25 protein-coding genes are annotated in these 20,076 nt (G+C 49.4%); 9 read left to right on the forward strand and 16 right to left on the reverse strand.

Going from position 1 to position 20,076, the window contains the following annotated elements; translation table 11 throughout:
• Positions 1 to 91: 91 nt before the first annotated feature.
• Together ACQKPA_RS09520 and ACQKPA_RS09525 are read right to left on the reverse strand one after the other, a co-directional pair.
• The gene (locus tag ACQKPA_RS09520) at positions 92 to 280 is read right to left on the reverse strand and encodes a hypothetical protein (protein WP_427491556.1); all 189 of its coding nucleotides are present in this window, start codon (positions 278 to 280) and stop codon (positions 92 to 94) included.
• A 92-nt stretch (positions 281 to 372) separates the two neighbouring features.
• On the reverse strand, positions 373 to 1,185 hold the full coding sequence (locus ACQKPA_RS09525) for a carbon-nitrogen family hydrolase (protein ID WP_427491558.1): 813 nt from the start codon (positions 1,183 to 1,185) through the stop codon (positions 373 to 375).
• A gap of 255 nt (positions 1,186 to 1,440) precedes the next feature.
• On the opposite strand from ACQKPA_RS09525, the gene ACQKPA_RS09530 reads away from it, so the two are divergent.
• The 8 genes from ACQKPA_RS09530 (at position 1,441) to ACQKPA_RS09565 (ending at position 9,260) form a co-directional block, all read left to right on the forward strand.
• Positions 1,441 to 2,634 (forward strand): pyridoxal phosphate-dependent aminotransferase, encoded by a 1,194-nt coding sequence (locus ACQKPA_RS09530; protein WP_427491560.1) that lies wholly within the window; start codon positions 1,441 to 1,443, stop codon positions 2,632 to 2,634.
• Between the two features lie 368 nt (positions 2,635 to 3,002).
• Positions 3,003 to 4,106, forward strand: a complete 1,104-nt coding sequence (proB, locus tag ACQKPA_RS09535) for a glutamate 5-kinase (RefSeq protein ID WP_427491562.1) — start codon at positions 3,003 to 3,005, stop codon at positions 4,104 to 4,106.
• 57 nt (positions 4,107 to 4,163) lie between these two features.
• The gene (locus tag ACQKPA_RS09540; protein WP_427491564.1) at positions 4,164 to 5,411 is read left to right on the forward strand and encodes a glutamate-5-semialdehyde dehydrogenase; all 1,248 of its coding nucleotides are present in this window, start codon (positions 4,164 to 4,166) and stop codon (positions 5,409 to 5,411) included.
• A 35-nt stretch (positions 5,412 to 5,446) separates the two neighbouring features.
• A complete protein-coding gene (gene proC, locus ACQKPA_RS09545; RefSeq protein WP_427491566.1) occupies positions 5,447 to 6,316 on the forward strand; it encodes a pyrroline-5-carboxylate reductase in 870 nt (289 codons plus the stop codon).
• Complete coding sequence (locus ACQKPA_RS09550) at positions 6,313 to 7,527, forward strand: 2,3-diketo-5-methylthiopentyl-1-phosphate enolase (RefSeq protein ID WP_427491568.1); 1,215 nt, start codon at positions 6,313 to 6,315, stop codon at positions 7,525 to 7,527. Before proC ends, ACQKPA_RS09550 begins: the two co-directional genes overlap by 4 nt.
• Positions 7,524 to 8,204 carry a 2-hydroxy-3-keto-5-methylthiopentenyl-1-phosphate phosphatase gene (locus ACQKPA_RS09555; RefSeq protein WP_427491570.1) on the forward strand — a complete coding sequence of 227 codons (681 nt, stop codon included), beginning with the start codon at positions 7,524 to 7,526 and terminating at the stop codon, positions 8,202 to 8,204. The genes ACQKPA_RS09550 and ACQKPA_RS09555 overlap by 4 nt, the downstream gene beginning before the upstream one ends.
• Positions 8,205 to 8,861 (forward strand): methylthioribulose 1-phosphate dehydratase, encoded by a 657-nt coding sequence (locus tag ACQKPA_RS09560; RefSeq protein WP_427491572.1) that lies wholly within the window; start codon positions 8,205 to 8,207, stop codon positions 8,859 to 8,861. It abuts the gene before it with no gap.
• Positions 8,862 to 8,966: 105 nt separating this feature from the next.
• Complete coding sequence (locus ACQKPA_RS09565) at positions 8,967 to 9,260, forward strand: SdpI family protein (protein ID WP_427491574.1); 294 nt, start codon at positions 8,967 to 8,969, stop codon at positions 9,258 to 9,260.
• A gap of 40 nt (positions 9,261 to 9,300) precedes the next feature.
• Here the strand turns inward: ACQKPA_RS09565 and ACQKPA_RS09570 are convergent, their stop codons facing one another.
• From ACQKPA_RS09570 to ACQKPA_RS09610, 9 genes are all read right to left on the reverse strand, one after another.
• Complete coding sequence (locus tag ACQKPA_RS09570) at positions 9,301 to 9,441, reverse strand: hypothetical protein (RefSeq protein WP_194541975.1); 141 nt, start codon at positions 9,439 to 9,441, stop codon at positions 9,301 to 9,303.
• An 89-nt stretch (positions 9,442 to 9,530) separates the two neighbouring features.
• The gene (locus ACQKPA_RS09575) at positions 9,531 to 10,646 is read right to left on the reverse strand and encodes a hypothetical protein (RefSeq protein ID WP_427491576.1); all 1,116 of its coding nucleotides are present in this window, start codon (positions 10,644 to 10,646) and stop codon (positions 9,531 to 9,533) included.
• Between the two features lie 23 nt (positions 10,647 to 10,669).
• Positions 10,670 to 11,128: a hypothetical protein gene (locus tag ACQKPA_RS09580; protein ID WP_427491578.1), complete on the reverse strand. Its 459-nt coding sequence runs from the start codon at positions 11,126 to 11,128 to the stop codon at positions 10,670 to 10,672.
• A complete protein-coding gene (locus ACQKPA_RS09585; RefSeq protein WP_427491580.1) occupies positions 11,125 to 11,745 on the reverse strand; it encodes an RNA polymerase sigma factor in 621 nt (206 codons plus the stop codon). The genes ACQKPA_RS09580 and ACQKPA_RS09585 overlap by 4 nt, the downstream gene beginning before the upstream one ends.
• A 107-nt stretch (positions 11,746 to 11,852) precedes the next feature.
• Positions 11,853 to 12,677, reverse strand: a complete 825-nt coding sequence (locus ACQKPA_RS09590; protein ID WP_427491582.1) for a CPBP family intramembrane glutamic endopeptidase — start codon at positions 12,675 to 12,677, stop codon at positions 11,853 to 11,855.
• 63 nt (positions 12,678 to 12,740) lie between these two features.
• The gene (locus ACQKPA_RS09595) at positions 12,741 to 13,403 is read right to left on the reverse strand and encodes a phosphotransferase enzyme family protein (RefSeq protein WP_427491584.1); all 663 of its coding nucleotides are present in this window, start codon (positions 13,401 to 13,403) and stop codon (positions 12,741 to 12,743) included.
• Between the two features lie 9 nt (positions 13,404 to 13,412).
• Positions 13,413 to 13,775, reverse strand: a complete 363-nt coding sequence (locus tag ACQKPA_RS09600; protein WP_427491586.1) for a hypothetical protein — start codon at positions 13,773 to 13,775, stop codon at positions 13,413 to 13,415.
• Between the two features lie 145 nt (positions 13,776 to 13,920).
• Entirely contained in the window at positions 13,921 to 14,190 is a 270-nt protein-coding gene (locus ACQKPA_RS09605) for a CD3324 family protein (protein WP_071218363.1), read from the reverse strand.
• A 282-nt stretch (positions 14,191 to 14,472) separates the two neighbouring features.
• On the reverse strand, positions 14,473 to 14,643 hold the full coding sequence (locus tag ACQKPA_RS09610; RefSeq protein WP_427491588.1) for an HAD hydrolase-like protein: 171 nt from the start codon (positions 14,641 to 14,643) through the stop codon (positions 14,473 to 14,475).
• Between ACQKPA_RS09610 and ACQKPA_RS09615 the strand changes: the two genes are divergently transcribed.
• Positions 14,590 to 14,859, forward strand: coding sequence for a hypothetical protein (locus ACQKPA_RS09615; protein WP_427491741.1), 270 nt, complete (start codon positions 14,590 to 14,592; stop codon positions 14,857 to 14,859). The genes ACQKPA_RS09610 and ACQKPA_RS09615 overlap by 54 nt on opposite strands.
• A 38-nt stretch (positions 14,860 to 14,897) precedes the next feature.
• On the opposite strand, the gene ACQKPA_RS09620 is transcribed toward ACQKPA_RS09615, so the two are convergent.
• The 5 genes from ACQKPA_RS09620 to ACQKPA_RS09640 form a co-directional block, all read right to left on the reverse strand.
• Positions 14,898 to 15,587, reverse strand: coding sequence for an HAD family hydrolase (locus ACQKPA_RS09620; RefSeq protein ID WP_427491590.1), 690 nt, complete (start codon positions 15,585 to 15,587; stop codon positions 14,898 to 14,900).
• Positions 15,588 to 15,774: 187 nt separating this feature from the next.
• Positions 15,775 to 16,524, reverse strand: a complete 750-nt coding sequence (locus tag ACQKPA_RS09625; protein ID WP_427491592.1) for a DnaD domain-containing protein — start codon at positions 16,522 to 16,524, stop codon at positions 15,775 to 15,777.
• 18 nt (positions 16,525 to 16,542) lie between these two features.
• Positions 16,543 to 17,838 (reverse strand): asparagine--tRNA ligase, encoded by a 1,296-nt coding sequence (gene asnS, locus ACQKPA_RS09630; RefSeq protein WP_427491594.1) that lies wholly within the window; start codon positions 17,836 to 17,838, stop codon positions 16,543 to 16,545.
• A 30-nt stretch (positions 17,839 to 17,868) separates the two neighbouring features.
• Entirely contained in the window at positions 17,869 to 19,077 is a 1,209-nt protein-coding gene (locus tag ACQKPA_RS09635; protein ID WP_427491596.1) for an acetate/propionate family kinase, read from the reverse strand.
• Positions 19,074 to 19,946 carry a 3-hydroxyacyl-CoA dehydrogenase family protein gene (locus ACQKPA_RS09640; RefSeq protein WP_071218369.1) on the reverse strand — a complete coding sequence of 291 codons (873 nt, stop codon included), beginning with the start codon at positions 19,944 to 19,946 and terminating at the stop codon, positions 19,074 to 19,076. Before ACQKPA_RS09640 ends, ACQKPA_RS09635 begins: the two co-directional genes overlap by 4 nt.
• Between the last annotated feature and the right edge of the window lie 130 nt (positions 19,947 to 20,076).

The raw sequence follows: 20,076 nt of genomic DNA on the forward strand, positions 1-20,076 counted from the left end.
AAGAAGCTCAGCCAAGGTCAATGAACAAGACCAAGCTGAGCTTCTTTTCAACGTGAAATTATAGCACTCCCATTTCGTTTTAAACGGAGTTTTATTTGCGCAAATTATGCTGGTCAATCAATCGGTTTTGTTCATCCGCAGTACGGGACTGGTCCTGAATCGACTCGTTCTTTCCGTTGCCGCCCCCGGCAACGTTTTCCACAAAGTTGCGGAACTGTTGTTTCTGTTGTTCTTCCTGCTCATGGTTTTGGCTGTCGAATTGGTTGTTGTCTGCCATCATTCAAAGCCTCCTCTCAGACGGATTACCCATAGTATACCCGCCTCTGCCCAGATGAAACTTCATTTTTTAGAGGAGTTTAACAATAAACACTTTTATTGAAAATACAAATTCGGACGACGGTCTTCAAAAACCGGAATGCGTCCTCTCACTTCATCTGTAAGACCGCAATCCAGCGTACCGGTCAGGATCATTTCCTGCTCATCCCCTTCGGCAATGACCTCTCCCCATGGATCGATGATCATGGAGTGACCGAAAAAGTCCGTTTCTCCGCTGGTTCCTACACGATTACATGCAACGACGTACATTTGGTTCTCGATCGCTCTGGCCATGAGCAGCGTTCTCCAATGCTGCAGTCGCGGATGCGGCCACTCCGCAGGCACAAACAGTACTTGAGCACCGCCGAGTGCGAGGGTTCGGGAGAGCTCGGGGAACCGTATATCGTAACAGATCGACGCGCCCGCTTTTAATTGTTCGAGCTCAAAGGTTACGGGTTGCTGCCCAGCTTGCAGAAACTTCTCTTCATCCATCAGGCGGAACAGGTGAATTTTGGAATATTTGGCGATCTGCTCCCCGCTCCGGTTAAATACATACATGCTGTTATAAATCCGATCTTTGATTCGTTCGGCTACAGACCCGCCTACGACTTGGATACGATGTTTTCGTGCAAATTCGCTCAGCATGCGAGAGGTTTCCTGTCCCATGGGATCGGCAAGCTCTTGAATTCGGTCCAGCGCATACCCCGTATTCCACATTTCCGGCAGCACAATGACGTCCGGCTTCATATCAGCCGCTGCGGCCTGCTCCATCATGCCGAGCATTTTATTCATATTGGCATTGACGTTTCCTATTTCAATATCGGCTTGGATAAGTGCGATATTCAATTGAGCCTTTGCTTCTCCAGTCATCTTGCAGCCTCCTGTTATTCCGGTTGAATCCAGCACCTGCGCCGCTGTAGATCATAAAATCCATGATCGGGCTCTTTTGCAGGAATTCATCCATTCTCCTTATGTCATCATCATAGCCTCCTCAAGCCTGCTGCTGCAACACCCAAGCACCATTTCCCTCTATACACCCCTGATAAATCGTGTTAAATTAATCCTAATTGTTTTCAATATCAGCTGCATTCGAGCGTAATTAGATAACGGAGTGATGAAACTGCAATGAACAAAAAATTAAACGAATTCCAAATAGAGCCGGCCGAGATGATGTCCCAGCTGCCCACGCAATTTTTCGCGACCTTGGTCTCCAAGGTAAACCGCCAAGTGGCGCAGGGACATGATGTGATCAATCTCGGGCAAGGAAATCCCGATCAGCCCACACCGCCTCATATCGTATCCAGCTTAAAGGAAGCGGCCGACAATCCGCAGTTTCACAAATATTCGCCTTTTACCGGCTTTTCATTTCTTAAAGAAGCCATTGCGCATCGATATAAAGAAGACTACAACGTTGATCTGGATCCGGAGACGGAGGTAGCGATCCTGTTCGGAGGAAAAACAGGGCTTGTGCAGCTGCCGCAAGTGCTTCTGAATCCGGGCGATGTATGTCTTGTCCCGGACCCCGGTTATCCGGATTACTGGTCAGGCGTTGCACTGGCACGCGCCCAAATGAAATTCATGCCCTTAACCGCTGCTAACCGGTTTCTTCCTGACTATGGTGCGATCACACCTGCAGACAGAGAACAAGCGAAGCTGATGTTCTTGAATTACCCGAACAATCCGACATCCGCCGTCGCTCCCCTGTCCTTCTACGAGGATACGGTAGCATTTGCCGCCGAACACGGGATCGTGGTAGCCAGTGATTTTGCTTATGGAGCGATCGGGTTTGATGGTGATCGTCCAGTCAGCTTTTTACAGGCAGAAGGAGCCAAAGAAGTTGGCTTGGAATTCTACACTCTTTCCAAAACCTATAATATGGCCGGATGGCGTGTTGGCTTTGCCCTGGGGAACAAAAAAATCATCTCGCTGATCAATATGCTGCAGGACCACATCTATGTCAGCCTGTTCGGCGGCATTCAGGCAGCAGCGGCCACAGCACTCACATCGCCGCAAGACTGCGTTGAGGAGTTGGTCGCACGCTACCAATCGAGAAGGGACGCCTTCTATGGCGCCCTGTCCGAAATCGGCTGGGAAGCCCAAAAACCGGCTGGCTCCTTCTTTAGCTGGCTGCCCGTACCGAAGGGCTTTACCTCGATATCCTTTGCCGACCTGCTGCTTGAGGAGGCCAAGGTAGCGGTTGCGCCTGGTGTCGGCTTTGGCGATCACGGCGAAGGATATGTCCGCGTCGGCCTGTTAAGCAGCGAAGAGCGAATGCGGGAAGCCGCCTACCGAATCGGCAAGCTGAACCTGTTCGGTTAACCTATTTCCTTTTGAAAAAACAAAAACGATGTGCTATTCTTGCAATAACAATTGAATGCAGATCTCAAAAACGCAATGACGGGACCAGTACGAAAGCATATGGCACGATGACCAGAGAGCGAATTCCATGGGCTGAAAGAATTTGCCGTGACCCCCTTTCCGAAACCTACCCCCGAGCGGCCTGGCTTGCCAGGACAGTGCCTTCTGTTACAGGGCTAAAGCCGGATGAGCTGCGCTCATCAACAAAGGTGGTACCGCGGAAGTCAAACTTTCGTCCTTTCTCATACAGGACGGAAGTTTTTTTATTTTCAGGAAATGGATTCGTTACAGCTTTACCTACCCATCATAAATACAAGGAAGTGATCACGATGCTATCACGCATCGTCGTAAAAATCGGAAGCAGCTCCCTTACGACAGATGAGGGCGGACTTAATCTTGATTCCGTCGCTTTCTTTGCCGGAGAGCTTGCCGCTCTCCGCAAGGCCGGTCATGAAGTTCTGCTCGTGACATCCGGCGCCGTCGCAGCAGGGTTTCGGGAGATCGGCTACGAGAGCAGACCGAAGCTGCTGCATGAGAAGCAAGCATCCGCCGCACTGGGCCAAGCGCTGCTGATGCGTGCTTACCAGAATGCGCTGGCCTCCCATCAATTGAAGGCCGCGCAAATTCTGTTGACAAGAACGGACTTCGCGAACCGCAAACGCATGAATAATGCCAACATGACGATTACGGAGCTTCTGAAGCAAGGCGTTATTCCGATTATTAATGAGAACGACACCGTTTCAATTGACGAACTGAAATTTGGGGATAACGATACGTTATCCGCGCTGGTTGCGAACTTGGTCCGGGCCCAGCAACTAATCATCCTGACCGATACGGATGGTTTGTACACGGCGGATCCACGCAAATCACCGGATGCAACGAAATATGAGGAAATTGATGAAATTACCGATGAGATTTACAGCATGGCAGGAGGCGCTGGCTCCAGCGTAGGTACTGGTGGCATGCGTTCGAAAATCGATGCTGCCAAAATCGCCACCCGCGGCGGCGTCCCCGTCTTCATTGGCAAAGCCAGCGAGACTGGTGACTTGCTCAAGGCGCTTGAGCATGCAGGAAAAGGCACATATTTTGCTACCCACCTATCCTCCCTGCCAATGAAAAAGCAGTGGCTCGGCTTTATGTCCTCGCCGCTAGGCCGGATCGTTGTCGATCCGGGCGCCGAGAAGGCGCTGATTCACGGAGGCCACAGCCTCCTTCCCGTTGGCATTAAACGGATCGAAGGCAGCTTCCATGCAGGGGACGTGGTGGAAGTCGTTAATATGAACAACGAAAGGCTCGGCAGGGGGATCGTCAATTACGATGAGGACCAGCTGCAAGCCGTGCTCGGTTTGCCGAGCAGTCAGGTGATCGGCATCATCGGGGAAATCCATCGGCTCGAGGTCATTCACCGAGATGAATGGATCACGTTAAAATAATCTGGTTCCCATAACCAATATTGCTTTTCCTAATCATCCAACTAAGGAGGAATTATTATGAGTGAGGTTCGCAATAAAGCCAAGCTGGCCAAGCAGGCCGCATTCGGTCTTGGCAGACTGAGCACGGAGGAGAAAAATCAGGCTCTGCTAATCATGGCAGACGCACTGATCCAACGGACAGCTGATATCATGGAAGCAAACGCGGAGGATCTACGCCGCGGGAAGGAGCTAGGCACCTCCGCCTCCCTCCTGGACCGATTGGCACTGAATGAAGCCAGAATCGAGGGCATTGCCGAAGGTTTACGCCAAATCGTTAAGCTGCCGGACCCAATCGGCGACACCCTGGAAACGATCGATCGCCCGAACGGACTGAACATCGTCAAGAAACGCGTTCCCCTTGGCGTGATCGGCATCATTTATGAAGCGCGTCCGAATGTGACGGTCGATGCAGCCGGACTGTGCTTGAAGACAGGCAACGCGGTCGTACTCCGCGGCGGTTCCTCCGCCCTCTCCTCCAACCGCAAAATCATCGAGGTGCTTCACGAAGCTATGGAACGCACCGCACTCCCCAAGGATGCGCTGCAGCTTATCGAGGACCCGAACCGTTCCTCCGTGGATGAAATGCTGAAGCTCAACGGACTGCTGGATGTCATTATTCCGCGCGGCGGCAGCTCGCTGATCCAGAACGTTGTGATGAACGCCACGGTACCCGTGATCGAAACCGGAGCCGGGATATGCCATACCTATATAGATGCAACGGCAGAGCCTGATATGGCGGTTGCCATCAGTCTCAATGCCAAGGTGCAGCGCCCTTCGGTCTGCAATTCCATGGAAACCCTGCTCGTCCATGCTGATTATGCCAAATCGCATCTGACCGTGCTGGCCGAAGCATTCCGTGAGCGTAACGTCGAGCTGCGCGGATGTCAGCGTACTCTGGATTACGTTCCATGGGCTGCAAAAGCGACGTCTGAGGATTACGCTACCGAGTATAACGACTATATCTTGAATATCAAAATCGTGGACCACCTGGATGAGGCCATTGAGCATATTTCGATTTATGGCACAAAGCATTCGGAATGTATCGTTACGGAGGATAAGGATCATGCGCAGCGCTTCTTGCAGGAAGTCGACGCTGCTGCTGTTTATCATAACGCTTCGACCCGCTTCACCGATGGCTTTGAATTTGGCTTCGGCGCCGAAATCGGGATCAGCACCCAGAAGCTGCATGCCAGAGGACCTATGGGATTACCCGCGCTTACTTCCTCCAAATATGTTATTATCGGTAGTGGTCAAATACGCGAATAAATCATTCATCAAAAGCCATGAAGGAGGAAATAACGATGTGCCAATCCCCGCAGAACCGACCTTTAATAGATAAAGCAATCACCTTCTACGGCGCCGGCTCGATGGCCGAAGCGATCGTACGAGGATTAGTAAGCCGCTCTGTCGTGCTTCCTGAGAATATCACGATGCTCAATCGGAGCAATGTTCAGCGCCTTCAGGAACTGAGTGAGCGCTATGGTGTCCAGATCAACAACGACGATGCCGCTAAAATCGAAATTCTGAAAACTTCGCCGGTGATCGTGCTTGCCATGAAACCGAAGGATGCTGCTAAAGCGTTAAAAGAACTGGGACCGAAGCTCTCAAGCGATCAATTGATCATCTCCGTGATTGCCGGACTATCGATTTATACGACCCAGACGCTGCTTGGAACCCGGCAGCCCATTGCACGTACGATGCCCAATACATCCGCCTCCATTGGGCTTGGTTCAACGGGAATCGCGTTCTCGAAGGAAATCAGCGAAGAACAGCGCCAGCTGGTCATGACCTTGTTCGAAGCTGTTGGTAATGTAACAGTCATTGAAGAAGAGAAGATGGATATCCTGACCGGTATATCCGGCAGTGGTCCGGCTTACTTCTATTACATGATGGAAGCCATGACTGCCGCAGGGATCCGCGGCGGCTTGACGCCGGAGCAAAGCCGCGAGCTGACGCTCCAAACCATTCTGGGCGCCGCCCGGATGGTGCAGCAGACCGGGGAACAGCCTTCATCGCTTCGTGCGAAAATTACATCGCCGAACGGATCAACGCAAGCGGCCCTCGAAACACTCGATAAAGGCGATTTCTTCGAAACCGTCATTGCCGCCGTGAACCGCTGTGCTGAGCGCTCCAAAGAAATGGGCGCCATGCTGAAGGAGCAGATCTCATGAGCCGCTGTATCGCAACGTACCGAATCTATGACGACCAGGCGGATTTTCGTAAGAAAGCGACTTCCATCGCCGTTGGCATGACGGTCGGCAGCTGGACCGAGCTGCCGCAAGCCAAGCGTGAGGCGATGCAGAAGCATCTTGGCGAAGTTGTTGACATTCAGGTTCACGAGGGCTGGGAGCCAGGCAGCCGGTATGCGGATGTCAGCATTGCTTATCCGGACATTAATTTCAGCCGGGATATCCCTGCCCTGCTGGTGACCGTGTTCGGCAAAATTTCCATGGACGGGCGCATCAAACTGACTTCCCTGGATTTGTCTCCCGACTTCCTGAGTGCGTTTCCCGGACCGAAATATGGCATCGACGGAGTCCGCGATCTACTCGGCGTCCATGACCGCCCACTGCTCATGAGCATATTCAAATCGGTTATCGGACTGAATGCGGACGAGCTTAGAGCCCAATTTATCCGTCAGGCGCTTGGTGGGGTGGATCTTATCAAAGATGATGAAATCCTGTTCGAGAACGACCTCACCCCGATCGAAAAACGGGTCAGCATGTGCATCCAGGCTGCTGCCGACGTAGAACAACAGACAGGCAAAAAACTGCTCTATGCAGCCAATCTGACCGGACGGACGTCGCGGCTGCGTGAGCAAGCGCTGCGTGCGATTGATGCCGGCGCTAACGCCCTGCTCTTTAATGTGCTGTCCTACGGGTATGACGTTTTGCACGAGTTAAGCAGTGATCCGGATATCACCGTGCCTATCGCGGCTCACCCTGCGCTTGCCGGCGCCATTTACCCATCTCCATACTATGGGATAACGGCTCCGGTGCTGCTCGGCCAGCTGATGCGGATCGCCGGCGCGGATCTGGTGCTCTTCCCTTCTCCTTACGGATCTGTAACGATGCCAAGAGAAGAGAATCTCGCTATACGCGACGAGCTGCACAGCGCTAAACTTGGCGTGAAACGAAGCATGCCGGTACCATCCGCAGGCATTCATCCGGGACTTGTTCCCCGCATCATCCGGGACTTCGGCACCGATGTGGTCGTTAACGCTGGCGGCGGAATCCACGGACATCCGATGGGAACCGAAGCGGGCGGCAAAGCCTTTGTACAAGCAATCGAGGCGACGATGAAATCCGTGCCGCTCGCCCACTTTGCCGAGGAACACGAAGAGCTGAAAGCCGCATTGGACATCTGGGGAGGAGAAGTATGACATCTGGAGATAAACAGCCGATCATTTTTTGCGATTTCGACGGAACCATCACGAATAACGATAACATCGTCGCCATCATGAAGCACTTCAAACCGGAAGGCTTTGAGTCGATCATGCAGGATACGCTTGACCACACCATTTCAATTCGGGAAGGCGTAGGCCGCATGTTCGCGCTCTTCCCTTCCTCCATGAGAGAAGAAATTACCGATTACGTTCTAAACCATGCAGGGATTCGGGAAGGCTTCAGCGCATTCCTGGATTATTTGAAAACCGAACAGATTGAATTCTACGTCACAAGCGGCGGCATCGATTTCTTTGTCGATCCTCTGCTGAAGCCTTTTGGCATCCCGGCAGACCATATCTTCTGCAACGGCTCCAATTTCGAAGGGGATCATATTGAGATTACCTGGCCTCATCCTTGCAAGGAATCCTGCCATAACGACTGCGGCATGTGCAAGGTCACGGTGATGGACCGTTTTTCGGCCGACCGGTATTACCGCATTCTGATCGGTGACAGCCTGACCGATTTTGAAGGTGCCAAGCAAGCGGATCTGGTTTATTCCCGCTCCTCGCTCACCGAGCAATGCAAGAAGCTTGGCGTACATCATGTACCCTTCGAGACATTTACCGATATCCAGAACGACATGAAAGACAAGTTTAAACAGGAGGTGCTGTAAGTGGCATTTTCAGATATCCAGCTCGAACAGAAACAGGCTGCCCTGCAGGATCTTAAAGGGATCAAGGAACTGTTCGCTTCTAGGAACTGGTTCCCCGGCACCAGCGGTAATCTATCTGTCCGTGTTGGCGAGTTCAACCCGGAGCAGTTTTATTTTGCGGTGACAGCCAGCGGAAAAGACAAGTCGGTACATACGCCTGAAGATTATCTTTTTGTGGATCAGAACGGCGTGCCTTGCGAAGCAACCGGCTTAAAACCTAGCGCAGAAACCTTGATTCACTGCGAAATTTATCGCAAGACCGGCTGCGGTGCCATTTTCCATGTGCACACCATTGATAACAATTTGATCAGCGATTGGTATGGGGAACAAGGTTATGTCCCTGCCCAAGGAATCGAGCTGATCAAAGCCTTTAACATTTGGGAAGAGGACGCGGCGATTCGCATTCCAATCCTGCCGAACTACGCAGACATTCCGCGGATTGCTGAGCTCGTTCCGGATGCGCTCGACCCCGCGGTACCCGGCATATTGCTGCGTAACCACGGCATCTATGCCTGGGGCAAAAATGCATTTGAAGCCAAGAAGCATCTGGAGGCTTTTGAGTTTATATTCGAATACGCCTACCGTCGTCTGCTTCTGAATGCAGCCGGATTCAAGTAAAGCATATTCATATTTGCAGTTATAGGGCTTGAACAGCCGGATGCTCCCTTATCCAGCGTTCTCGGGGTGCATCCGGCGTTATATTTCCGTTAGGAGTGTAAAGGGATGCTCGAAAGTTTAGCCATTGGCATCGTATTTGTTTTGTATGGTTTGGTCCTATTTTTGATTCCGCCCAAAAGTTCCAAGAGCATTTATGCTTATAAGACTACGTCATCTCTCAAAAATGAACGAAATTTTAAAGTTGCCAATGCCTATGTGAGTCTGCTGATGATGATTTTTGGGGTCATCCTGCTGCTGATCGCCAGGCTTACCGGCCATTTCATGACGACCGGCATTGCGACCGTGATCGTTTTTATCCTGATTTACATACTCGTTGAACGAAAACTAAAAAACCTGTAAAACGATTCAAAATCGTTTACAGGTTTTTTCTTTACATAAACTATAGCCGATTCTGCTCATGCTCCGTTAAAGAGATCGAAGGCGCAGGTACCTGATCCGGTGATGCATAGGCATTGAAGATAAACAAACAAGTCACAACAAATAGAGCAATATACAACAGATAATACAGATTCTTGGCCACGATATCTCCCTCCATATCTCGTCCATATCATTTCATTGATTAGATCGCGATCCTCTTTATCCAATGGATGTTATTAATGAATGGACATCTCATTCGTTGTCGGTATCATAATATGAGCGCTCTCCCCTTAACGAATCCTTTTTCGAGCCAGTCATCAGCTTGATTCCTCCTCCGATAAGAAGAACGGCGATAATCGCGGTCTTTAAGTAGGAACGAATGCGGTAATCCAGCTGCAGATGAGGAAAATGTGTATCGATATAAGGCATCACAACACTGCTAAATACGAAATAGATACCGAGTATGAGCAGTCCAAGTCCGAGCCAGCGCTGCTGATTCCCAAGTCCCGCGATGATCGGTCGATCACGCAGCGGCTCCCTGCCGTAACGGCTTACTTGCTGCAGACCGTCAAAGAATGCATAAAACCAGATCAACGGAATCAAGAACAGGAACAGCGACAGCTTGAGTACATCCAACACATAAATGCTGCCAAGAAATAGGACCATGAGCTGCAGTCCGCGTTTTTGCAATCCCAAATACATTTGACCCGCTCCGGGAAACGCCGATAATAAGGTGGCAAACACTTTACTCCGACGTCCGCTCTCTCTGCCGCTCTCGAGCTCATCAAACAGCGTGCGATCGATAAGAAATTCTCCAGCTTGCTTGCGGTTAACCAGCTGAACCACATCAAACATGCAATAGAGCCAAATAATGGGCAGCATGCCCAGAAACAGCAGGAATACCGATTCGTGAGTCAAGCCCGTCAAGAACAGCAGAATCGTCCCAAGTCCGAAGAATGCGATCAGGAATGACAACCCTCGCTGCATCAATCCCAGTTGAAAATGCCCCAAACCGGGTATAAAGGACAGCAATATGGTATAAAAGCGTTCTGACTCATCACTCTTTTCCTGACGAATCTCCATCGGACGTCCATATTCATCGTGGATAATCGTTACAGGCGTATATCGGATCAAAGCAATTAGCAGGTCAAGCATGCTGATTCCCCAGATCATTAAGGCTCCGAGAATTCCCAGCGCAAAAACAGGATCGGAATGCGACATGATCCCGAGCACAAATCCGCCGAACAGGCTTCCGAAGAACAAGAACGGATATAGCAGGGCGCGTCCCTTTCTCCCCCAATAATAATGGCCGAGGCCCGGAAGGATATTTAATATAAAGGCAAACCCTTTACTTTTTTGCGGTTGCACTTGGCATCTTCCTTTCTTTTTTCTTATCGGGACAATAGCTGGTCAAGCCAGCCCGTTGTTTTTTCTACCCATTGCTCACTGTAGGAAGGTGTTTCGGATAATGGAACATCATGATTCATTTCGCCGGGAAGAAGTCGGTCAAATGCCCCGGTGAAGAGAAACAGCATGGTAATGGAGGCGGCAATGGTGTAGTGGACGATCGCGCGTTCGTACCATCGCTTCGGACGTTCCTGAATCCGCAGCGGTGCTTTATGGGTGTATGGCTTAATTTGTTCGTGTTCCACCACCTGCTGCGTAAATGTTTCCGGGTCTGACAGGCCAGGGAGTTCGGAATCAAGCTCCGCCAGTACCTGCATGTAGATCTCCAGCACGCTGTCATCCGATAACATGAGCTCTTCATAAGAAGACCGTTCTTCTGCCGAGCCTTCTCCTCTAACATATCGTGCCGTCAGCATCTTAAGCTCGTTATCCTTTACGTTCATTTCCATTCCTCCTCCTTCCAAGATTTCCGAATCCATTGTCTGGCCCGGTATAATTTCGATTCCACCGTCTTGACCGTGACATCCAGCTCGGCTGCGATTTGTTCGTAGTTTTTCTCTTCCAAATAAAAAGCCGTTACAATGGCGCGGTGATTGTCCGGCAATTGTTTAATTTTCTCTCGAAGTTCCTCTCTTCTCTCCTTATGTACGAGCAGAGAAACCACGTCTTCGTCCCGGGAAGGGAGTTTATCCAGCACTTCATCATGTTCGCCGTGCAGCTGCTCCGGCGGTTTACGGGAAAGCTTCCTCTTCATATCAATCGCTTTATTTAGGGTGATGCGTGTAATCCAGGTTTTAAAGCCTTCAGATCGGTACTGGGGGAGAGCTTTGTATACTTGAATAAACACTTCCTGCGACGCATCTTCCGCTTCCTTGGCATCCCGCAGGACCGAGTATGCCGTATGGAACACGTGCTGGCTGTAATGGTTCACCAGTTCCCGAAAGGCTTCTTGATCACCTTGCAGAATGCGCGTGATTAACGTTTCAGCATCAATAACTCTCCCCTCCTTCCCTAATACATAGACGTCAGCTTTGAAAGCTGACCCTGCACTTTTTTTCAAAAAAATTTTTGAATAAATATAAAAACAATACCAACATAGCTTGTCCCATAGTTTGCCCATACCGGTCAAAACAAAAAAAGAACGTCTATCGACGCCCTTTTAGGATGTTACAGGATCATGCCGCTAAGAACAAATAAAACATTCATCACAAAATGCATGACCATCACGGGAACCAAACCTTTCGAACGAATAGCTACGCCGCCCATCATGATACCAAAGATTGAAAACAGCAGACAAACCAGCCATGAAAAACCCAGGTGGTAGTGGTATAAACCAAAGGTAACTCCGGCGATGACAAGCCCTTTCAGCTCCCCAAACCCACTTACAAAATGACTAAGTATGTATCCCCGCCACAACAGCTCCTCAAGGAAGGCATTGATCAGCGCAAATGATAGTGCATAACCGATAAGAACGAGAAATTGCGGCTGTCCCCAGTCAATAAAGAATGAAAAAATGGAACAGACGACAACCAGGAATATGAGCATGAAACGCCAGATCGGATCTTGAACCGGGCCTTTGAATATCCATGGAAAATAAATCGTTTTTCCCCATGAACCTGTTGCAAGGTATAACGGTTTTCCCTTCGTTAACACGGCCGCCAGTGCAAAGGGTAATACAAATAATATCAGGCTTAACCTCGATAGGATGATCGCCCAGGCATCGTGGCCCGCTAATCCATTTTTGATGATTTCACCAGAAGAATGATAGAGCATAAAACCTATCACCATGATAAGCGCCACGATGGCCGTGTCATTTATCTGAATCGATATCTTGCTTACGCTTCTAAGCTTGAACAAAGTATATATTAACAGGATCAGTCCGATTCCCCACGCCACGGATAGAAGGAATGATGTCCATTGAACCCATACGATGGTGGCGATCATGATGATCAAGCAGGTGATATGTTCACCTGGGCGGTTCGTTACTTGCAAGCTTTTCTCTCCCATTCTGTAACGCGTATGATGATATCATGATACCCTTCTATCGTGGCCGGATCAACTAGAGATTGGTGCATCGTCTATTTCTACGGGCTCTACCACATTTAGCAGAAACGGGCGTCCGCGCAAATATTCATGGATATAGACTAGCGCATAGATTTGCTCACTCTTCAGACTTTCTGTCTCTCTTGGATTGGAGGCATGGTGACTATAATTCTCCATCATGATCATGATGAAAAAGCACTCCAGAGACTGAATATAATCCGAGCCCAACTTCCGCATGCTTTCATATCCTTGAAGCACTTTTAAACGTTGATTCGGAACGAGTGACAACAATACTGCTGCCAAATCGTAAAGAAAATAACCGTAGCCACATCTACCGAAATCAATCGGGTGAGGAATTCCCCCTTCAAATACCAGATTCCCTAGATGCAAATCGGCATGAATGAGGCCGTAGTTGCAATCGTCAGCGTTCATATGATGAAGCTGGGACATAACCTTTTCAGCTGCGAGTTGGTACAGTGTCCATGAGGCTTCCGACAAAAAAGTCCCTGCATATCGTTCCAACTTGGCGAGCGCTTCTCTATAAGTGCTTATCCCCCATACGGGCCCCCGGCAATCAGAAGGTCTTTCGAAGCCAAGTGCCGCTTCATGCAGTCGGGCAATCAAGACACCTACCTGATAAGCCTGGTCTTCTGTAAGTCTTTCATGCGCTTGCACACCATCCACTCATTTCATAACGGTGACAAGAGGTGCTTTGAATCCATGATCTGTATCGATTGTAAACCATCTTAACCCACTTGGAGTGGTTAAACCTGTCGGCACTTTGATATCTGCGGTAATAAGGGCATCCAGAAATTGAAGCTCCAGGTCGATTTCATTGCTGCACCGCCGATCCGAATGAATTCTTAACAAGCAGATTTCATCTAGGTTCGTCCTAACTTGATATGTAATCGTGTCCGAAATACCGATAAATTCAATCTTAACCCATCTCAGGTTATATTGCTGAAGTGCCGATATCGCAACCCTTTTGGCTCTTTCGAGCAGCGCACATCTTTGTTCTTCTGTTTCAAATTGAAAAAACTCATTCATGAACTCACCTCTGCTTTATGGATTTGAACGTTCTTGAATGATTATAATTGCTCAGCAGCTGCATTTCCTATATAACGATTAGTTTAAAATGACTTTTTAACATAAGAAAAAGCCACATCAGAATCAGTTCCAATGTGACTTTGCATTACTTGTTTTTGGTATATACGATTTTCTTGATGGAATCGCAGGATAAACAAAATTGAGAAGAAAGCTGGTCAATCGTAGCGCCCGACGCAAACAACTGCCGGATTTCCAGGTTTCTTTTTTTCAAATACACCCGGCTGCCCGAGTTTTCTCCCCATTTCTTGCGTAACCCTTCAGGTTTCGGGATATACACCATCCCGCCCTGTACATATTTCTGCACTTCCTTCAACAGTTCCTCTGGAAGGATAATATCCGCGTTTATATATTTCATGGTAGCTCTGCTCCTTAAAATTAAAATAAAGGTTTTAAGGATGCAAAGTCCATTAGATAAACGGCCTCTCTACACGAGGTAATCAGGCGGTAACTTTCTCATCGCTCCATGCAAACAACCGCCGTTGTTCATCATATAGACTTTGCATAGAGCACATCTGCAATCTTCCCATCATGATCTTACCCCTCCCTTCACAAATTATGACATTCCGACTGGTTATGACCATTATAACCGATGTTAGGCGAAAAATCGAAGGGCTCAGTCTCATCTGATAAGCCGATATTAAACAGCTAAGCTTGCAAACGACCGAAGCACTTCCTCCACGGTTTTAAAATAATAAGTGGGCTCGCATGCTGCCAGCTCCTCTTCGGAACCATAACCATAGCCCGCAGCAATGCTGTGTATCCCGCAGTTCCGGGCTCCAATCAGATCGTGCTTCCGGTCTCCAATCATAACGGCTGCAGGCGGTTGAATCCGGCATGTATCCAGAACGTGTTGAATGATTTCGGTTTTGGCGGACCGGGTACCCTGGAGGGGAGGACCGATAAAACATTCCAGCTCGGAGAGATCGTTTACGATAATCCCACGATGACCGAGTGCGTAACTTACGGCTTCGTAATGCCTTCAGGCGGATCAGTCAAGATGCCTTCCAAATCAAATAAAATATGATTGTATCTCATTAGATTATCCTCCTCCATGCATGATTCCTAAGCCAGATCCTTGATCTCCAGGAGATCCCTGATCATATAAGCAGGTTGATGATCGTCATTTAAAGGGGTACCCCGGCGATTATAATAACAAAAATCAATTCCGGCTCTCGTTGCACCTTCATAATCATCCGTAAGTGAATCCCCTATGTACAGCACCTCATCTGGACTTAAAGCCAATTCCTGTAATGCGAGTTCAAAGATCTGCGGGTCCGGCTTCCAGCACTTCACCTCATCCGAAATGATGAAGGAGTCAAAATAATGAAACAAGCCTCCTGTTGTCAGGCGTTTACGCTGTGCTTCGCCAATGCCGTTGGATATGACCCCTAGCGCAAAGTCACCATGCAGATGCTCCAAAATAAGGTCGGCATTAGGCTCCATATGGTTGGAACTGCAAAACAACCCCCAGTAAGTTTCCGATATCTCCCGGAATTGATTGAACTCCCGCTTCAACCTTAGGAAGGTATCCGTAAAGGAATGCTCCAGCACCTGCCTAATATCATGATTGTTCTGGACTCGCTTCATCCAATAATTAAAATTAATCGGTCCAAACGTGCTCCAGAATTCCTCCCACGTCAGATCCTCATGCAGCCGGTAGTGCTCCAGTGCTTGCTGCATGCATGTCCTTTCACTCTGACTATAGTCTAATAACGTGTTATCCAGATCAAAAATAATGGCCTTGTATCTCATCTCCAACTCCCCTTCTAGCGTGCTGCACCTATATCCATTTGTTGATCCGGGGAAGTTCTCCTGCTAATCACAGGACCTAGCTGCCAATCCTCAGCCCACTGCATAAGAAAATTCCCGTTATCATGGACCTGGACTACAAAATAAATTGAGCATAAAAAAGCACGCCCGTAGCGGACGTGCTTCTTATCTATCTTCCGATATTTCTGAATTTCTGCGTATAGGCTTTGGCATCCTGTGCGGTACGCACCCGGTTGCGGCTCCATTCAAGCAGGATTCTGTCAATGTAGCGGAAATGCAGTTTGCCTGCAAATACCGCTTCTTTCAGAGCCAATAGGATCAACTCGTCCGGATAGCGATCCGCATCAACCCAGCCGGAGATCGTTTCCAGCTCCATGGGCGACAGCGGGCGGCCAAACTCTTTTTCGAAAATGGTGAACAAATTCCGCTCTTCCTTCTCAGGAGCAGGATTCCCCGAAACAGCTGATTTGCTGGTAGCAGGGCGGGCATTCAAAAGCGGAGACGCAAACTTGGTTCCCTCAGGGGTCTTTTCCTTGTGCTCTTCAGCCAGGCAGGAGGCGAGTTTTTCATACAATCCGTGGAGATTGTAGCGCTCGTAATGAATCCCCTGAGTTTCGTCCACATACTCATCAATCCCGATCAGCCCTACCTTCATCAAGCGCTGCAAGCTGGTAGCGATGAATTCGGTGGGAGCCCCTGTCACTTCCGCAAGCTCCTCCAGCGAAGGAAACGCCTTGAACTCCACCTGCTGATATCCAATCAAATGAATGACCAGCATGGCTTCACGATCGCTTAATCCAAGTGACCGGTAATGCATGAGCAAGGCATAAGGAATGATCGCCATTCCTTGGCTCATGCCGGCAGCGGCGCCGGCCGTCCACCCATTCACGCCTGTGTCCACGTTACCGTCGTGGTCCATAGACTCACCTCTCACGGCTTACGGGTACAACCGGTACAGAGTCCGTGGGAACGGAATCGTTTCACGCACATGGTCCAAACCGCAAATCCAGGCAACGGTACGCTCAAGACCTAGACCGAAGCCGGAATGAGGAACAGTGCCGTACTTACGCAAATCCATATACCATTGATAGGTTTCCATCGACAGATCATGCTCCTTGAAGCGCTCTTCAAGCAGCTGCGGATCGTCGATCCGCTGCGATCCGCCAATAATCTCGCCATAACCTTCCGGAGCGATCATATCCGCACACAGAACGACTTCCGGACGATTCGGATCCGGCTTCATGTAGAAAGCCTTGATTCCCGCCGGGTAATGGGTAATAAAGACCGGCTTGTCATACTTCTCGGCAATGGCCGTTTCATGAGGCGCGCCAAAATCCTCCCCCCAAGGAATATCGAAATCTTGCGTATGCAGGAATTCAATAGCCTCATCGTACGTAATCCGCGGGAATGGTGCCTGGATCGCCTCCAGCTTCGAAATGTCGCGACCGATCGTTTCAAGCTCCTGGCGGCAGTTTTTAACCACGGATTGCACCACATGACTAATGAACTGCTCCTGTATCTGAAGACTCCCCTCATGGTCCGTGAAGGCCATCTCAGGCTCAATCATCCAGAACTCGATCAGGTGACGGCGAGTTTTGGACTTCTCGGCACGGAACGTCGGACCGAAGGAGTATACCTTACCGAGCGCCATAGCGGCAGCTTCCATATATAACTGTCCACTCTGGGTCAAATAAGCATCCTCATCAAAATACTTCGTGTGGAACAGGTTCGTTGTACCCTCCGCGGAAGTTGGGGTCAAAATCGGCGGATCCACCAGCGTAAATCCGTTGGAATCAAAGTAATCTTGAACCGCACGGATAATTTCAGCACGGATCACCATGATCGCACGTTGCTTCTGGGTACGAAGCCACAGATGACGATGGTCCATTAAGTAATCGACACCATGCTCTTTAGGCGTAATCGGATAGTTTTCCGTAAGATGTATGATTTCAATGCCGGTAACCGTCATCTCGTATCCCGATTGGCTCCGCGGCTCTTCACGTATAACACCCGTCACATACAAAGAGCTTTCCTGTGTCAGGCTTTTCGCGTCATCCCATACTTGTTCGGATACTTCGCTCTTCACAACAACACCCTGGATATATCCGGATCCATCGCGAAGCTGAAGGAATTGGATCTTTCCGCTGGAACGCTTGTTGTTGATCCAGGCGCCGATCGTGACGGTCTCACCGACATGCTGGTTGACGTTACGAATCACACTTTTGGTGGCCATGCTTAAATCTCTCCCTTATATCACTACTATTTAACGGTTGGAAGCTTGTACGATACGATGCGTATCCCGAGCAATAACCAGTTCTTCGTTGGTAGGGATCACAAGTACCTCGACCTTCGAATTCGCCGCAGAAATACGGCGTGGCTCGCCGGAACGAATGCTGTTCAGCTCCTCATCCAATTCTACTCCGAGATAGGTAAGCTGCTCAAGCACTCTTTGACGAAGAACGATCGAATTCTCGCCGACGCCCGCAGTAAATACGATGACATCCACGCCATTCATGACGGCAGCGTAAGACCCGATGTATTTACGAAGGCGATACTCATACATTTCAAAGGCCAATGTGGAGTTCGGATCGCCCTTTTCCATGCCTTCCGTAATTTCGCGCATATCACTGCTGATTCCGGAAATCGCCAGCAAGCCGCTGTGCTTGTTCAGCATGGAGTTCACTTCATTGACGGTCAGCTCTTCCTTATTCATGACAAACGGTACGATCGCTGGGTCCAAATCACCGCTGCGCGTACCCATCATGAGTCCTTCCAGCGGGGTCATCCCCATGGAGGTATCGATGGATTTTCCGCCTTTTACTGCCGTCAGGGAAGCACCGTTACCGATATGGCAGGTAATGATCTTCAGATCCTCCAGCGGCCGGTTCAGGAATTCTGCCGCTGCCTGGCTGACATAGGCGTGGGACGTGCCGTGCGCACCGTAACGACGTACTTTATATTTATTATAAAGTACTCGCGGAATAGCGTACAGGTATGATTTCTCCGGCATCGTCTGATGGAACGCCGTATCAAATACAACCACCTGCGGGACGCCCGGCATATTGGTTTCTGCTGCTTTAATCCCCATCATCGATGCGGGATTGTGAAGCGGAGCCAAATCGAACAAGCGGCGGATTTCCGCTTTGGCGTCACTGTCAACGAGCGCGGATTCTTTAAAAGACTCCCCGCCGTGCACGACGCGGTGTCCAACGGCCTGAATGCTGTCGATGGAATCGATCACACCGTGCTCCTCGTTCGTGAGCATGCCCAGCACTTTGCGGATAGCCGTGGTATGCTCCAGAATTTCGCTGACTTCGGTAACGTCCTGTTTTCCCGTCGGCTTATGCGTCAGAATCGAGGAATCCATGCCGATCCGTTCGACCAAGCCTTTTGCCAGCACGGATTCATCCGTCATGTTGTACAGTTGATACTTCAGTGAAGAACTACCTGCATTAATTACGAGAATATTCATACCCGGTCACCATCCTTATCGTACTTGAAAAAGCCTTCTCCGGTTTTAACGCCCAGTTGCCCTGCGCGGACCAGTTTCTTCAAGACAATCGATGGACGGTATTTCAGTTCGCCGTACTCGCGGAACATGCGCTCCAGCGCAGCGAGAATGGAATCCAAACCGAAACGGTCGGCCATCTCAAGCGGTCCATGCTGGAAGTTATATCCGATTCTCATTGCGTCATCGATATCCTCCGCCGAAGCCACGCCCTCTTGCAGCAAATGCATCGCTTCATTGATCATGAGGGTAATCATGCGGGTTGTAACGAAACCTGGAGACTCATATACCATGATGCCTTTTTTATCCGAAACTTCTTCAACAAAGCGCTTCGTTTCCGTAAACGTGTGATCGGAAGTTTTCAGACCGCGGATGATTTCAACAAGGTCTACCTTGGAAACAGGATGAATGAAGTGCATGCCAATAACACGCTCAGGATATTTGGTAGAGCTGGCGAGCTCCGTCAAACTAAGCGTGGATGTATTACTTGCTAATATCACATGGCTCGGACATACTTGATCAAGCTGTGTAAAGACCTCTTTCTTCGCTTCCAAGTCCTCTATAATGGTCTCAATCACCATATCGCAGGTGCTAAGCTCGGCAAAATGAGTTACTTTTTGAATCCGGTTCAGTATCAATTTCTTCTCTGCCTGGGTAATTCCCCACTTCTCCAATTGTTTATCTAGACTGGTCTCGATCATTCGGTATGAATAGTCCAGTTTCTCTGGAGTTTTCTCTACGAGCAGTACGTCAAGACCTTTGGCTGCCAGCATCTCCGCAATGCCCTGCCCCATAGTCCCGCCGCCTACGACGCCGATTTTTTTGAAGTACATGGTTTCTACTCCACCCTTTCCTTATCTCTATACTTTATTGTACCCCATTTGTCGAAAAATACATTTTCAGAGCACAAAGTATAATAATATCTTAGCACGACAAAAAAGTAAAAAAAAATAACCAGCATAA

Origin of the sequence: Paenibacillus sp. NPDC093718 (genome assembly GCF_050279985.1) — a bacterium.
GTDB lineage: Bacteria > Bacillota > Bacilli > Paenibacillales > Paenibacillaceae > Paenibacillus_AQ.

What these genes read in the sequence shown, in the direction of transcription:
- ACQKPA_RS09540 (WP_427491564.1), top strand. Translation starts at nt 4,164, where the DNA reads ATGAGTGAGGTTCGCAATAAAGCCAAGCTGGCCAAGCAGGCCGCATTC.
- ACQKPA_RS09550 (WP_427491568.1), top strand. Translation starts at nt 6,313, where the DNA reads ATGAGCCGCTGTATCGCAACGTACCGAATCTATGACGACCAGGCGGAT.
- ACQKPA_RS09530 (WP_427491560.1), top strand. Translation starts at nt 1,441, where the DNA reads ATGAACAAAAAATTAAACGAATTCCAAATAGAGCCGGCCGAGATGATG.
- proC (WP_427491566.1), top strand. Translation starts at nt 5,447, where the DNA reads ATGTGCCAATCCCCGCAGAACCGACCTTTAATAGATAAAGCAATCACC.
- ACQKPA_RS09625 (WP_427491592.1), bottom strand. Translation starts at nt 16,524, where the DNA reads ATGGACCACGACGGTAACGTGGACACAGGCGTGAATGGGTGGACGGCC.
- ACQKPA_RS09620 (WP_427491590.1), bottom strand. Translation starts at nt 15,587, where the DNA reads ATGAGATACAAGGCCATTATTTTTGATCTGGATAACACGTTATTAGAC.
- ACQKPA_RS09565 (WP_427491574.1), top strand. Translation starts at nt 8,967, where the DNA reads ATGCTCGAAAGTTTAGCCATTGGCATCGTATTTGTTTTGTATGGTTTG.
- ACQKPA_RS09525 (WP_427491558.1), bottom strand. Translation starts at nt 1,185, where the DNA reads ATGACTGGAGAAGCAAAGGCTCAATTGAATATCGCACTTATCCAAGCC.
- ACQKPA_RS09520 (WP_427491556.1), bottom strand. Translation starts at nt 280, where the DNA reads ATGATGGCAGACAACAACCAATTCGACAGCCAAAACCATGAGCAGGAA.
- ACQKPA_RS09555 (WP_427491570.1), top strand. Translation starts at nt 7,524, where the DNA reads ATGACATCTGGAGATAAACAGCCGATCATTTTTTGCGATTTCGACGGA.
- ACQKPA_RS09600 (WP_427491586.1), bottom strand. Translation starts at nt 13,775, where the DNA reads ATGAATGAGTTTTTTCAATTTGAAACAGAAGAACAAAGATGTGCGCTG.
- ACQKPA_RS09610 (WP_427491588.1), bottom strand. Translation starts at nt 14,643, where the DNA reads ATGATTGGAGACCGGAAGCACGATCTGATTGGAGCCCGGAACTGCGGG.
- asnS (WP_427491594.1), bottom strand. Translation starts at nt 17,838, where the DNA reads ATGGCCACCAAAAGTGTGATTCGTAACGTCAACCAGCATGTCGGTGAG.
- proB (WP_427491562.1), top strand. Translation starts at nt 3,003, where the DNA reads ATGCTATCACGCATCGTCGTAAAAATCGGAAGCAGCTCCCTTACGACA.
- ACQKPA_RS09580 (WP_427491578.1), bottom strand. Translation starts at nt 11,128, where the DNA reads ATGAACGTAAAGGATAACGAGCTTAAGATGCTGACGGCACGATATGTT.
- ACQKPA_RS09640 (WP_071218369.1), bottom strand. Translation starts at nt 19,946, where the DNA reads ATGTACTTCAAAAAAATCGGCGTCGTAGGCGGCGGGACTATGGGGCAG.
- ACQKPA_RS09605 (WP_071218363.1), bottom strand. Translation starts at nt 14,190, where the DNA reads ATGAAATATATAAACGCGGATATTATCCTTCCAGAGGAACTGTTGAAG.
- ACQKPA_RS09635 (WP_427491596.1), bottom strand. Translation starts at nt 19,077, where the DNA reads ATGAATATTCTCGTAATTAATGCAGGTAGTTCTTCACTGAAGTATCAA.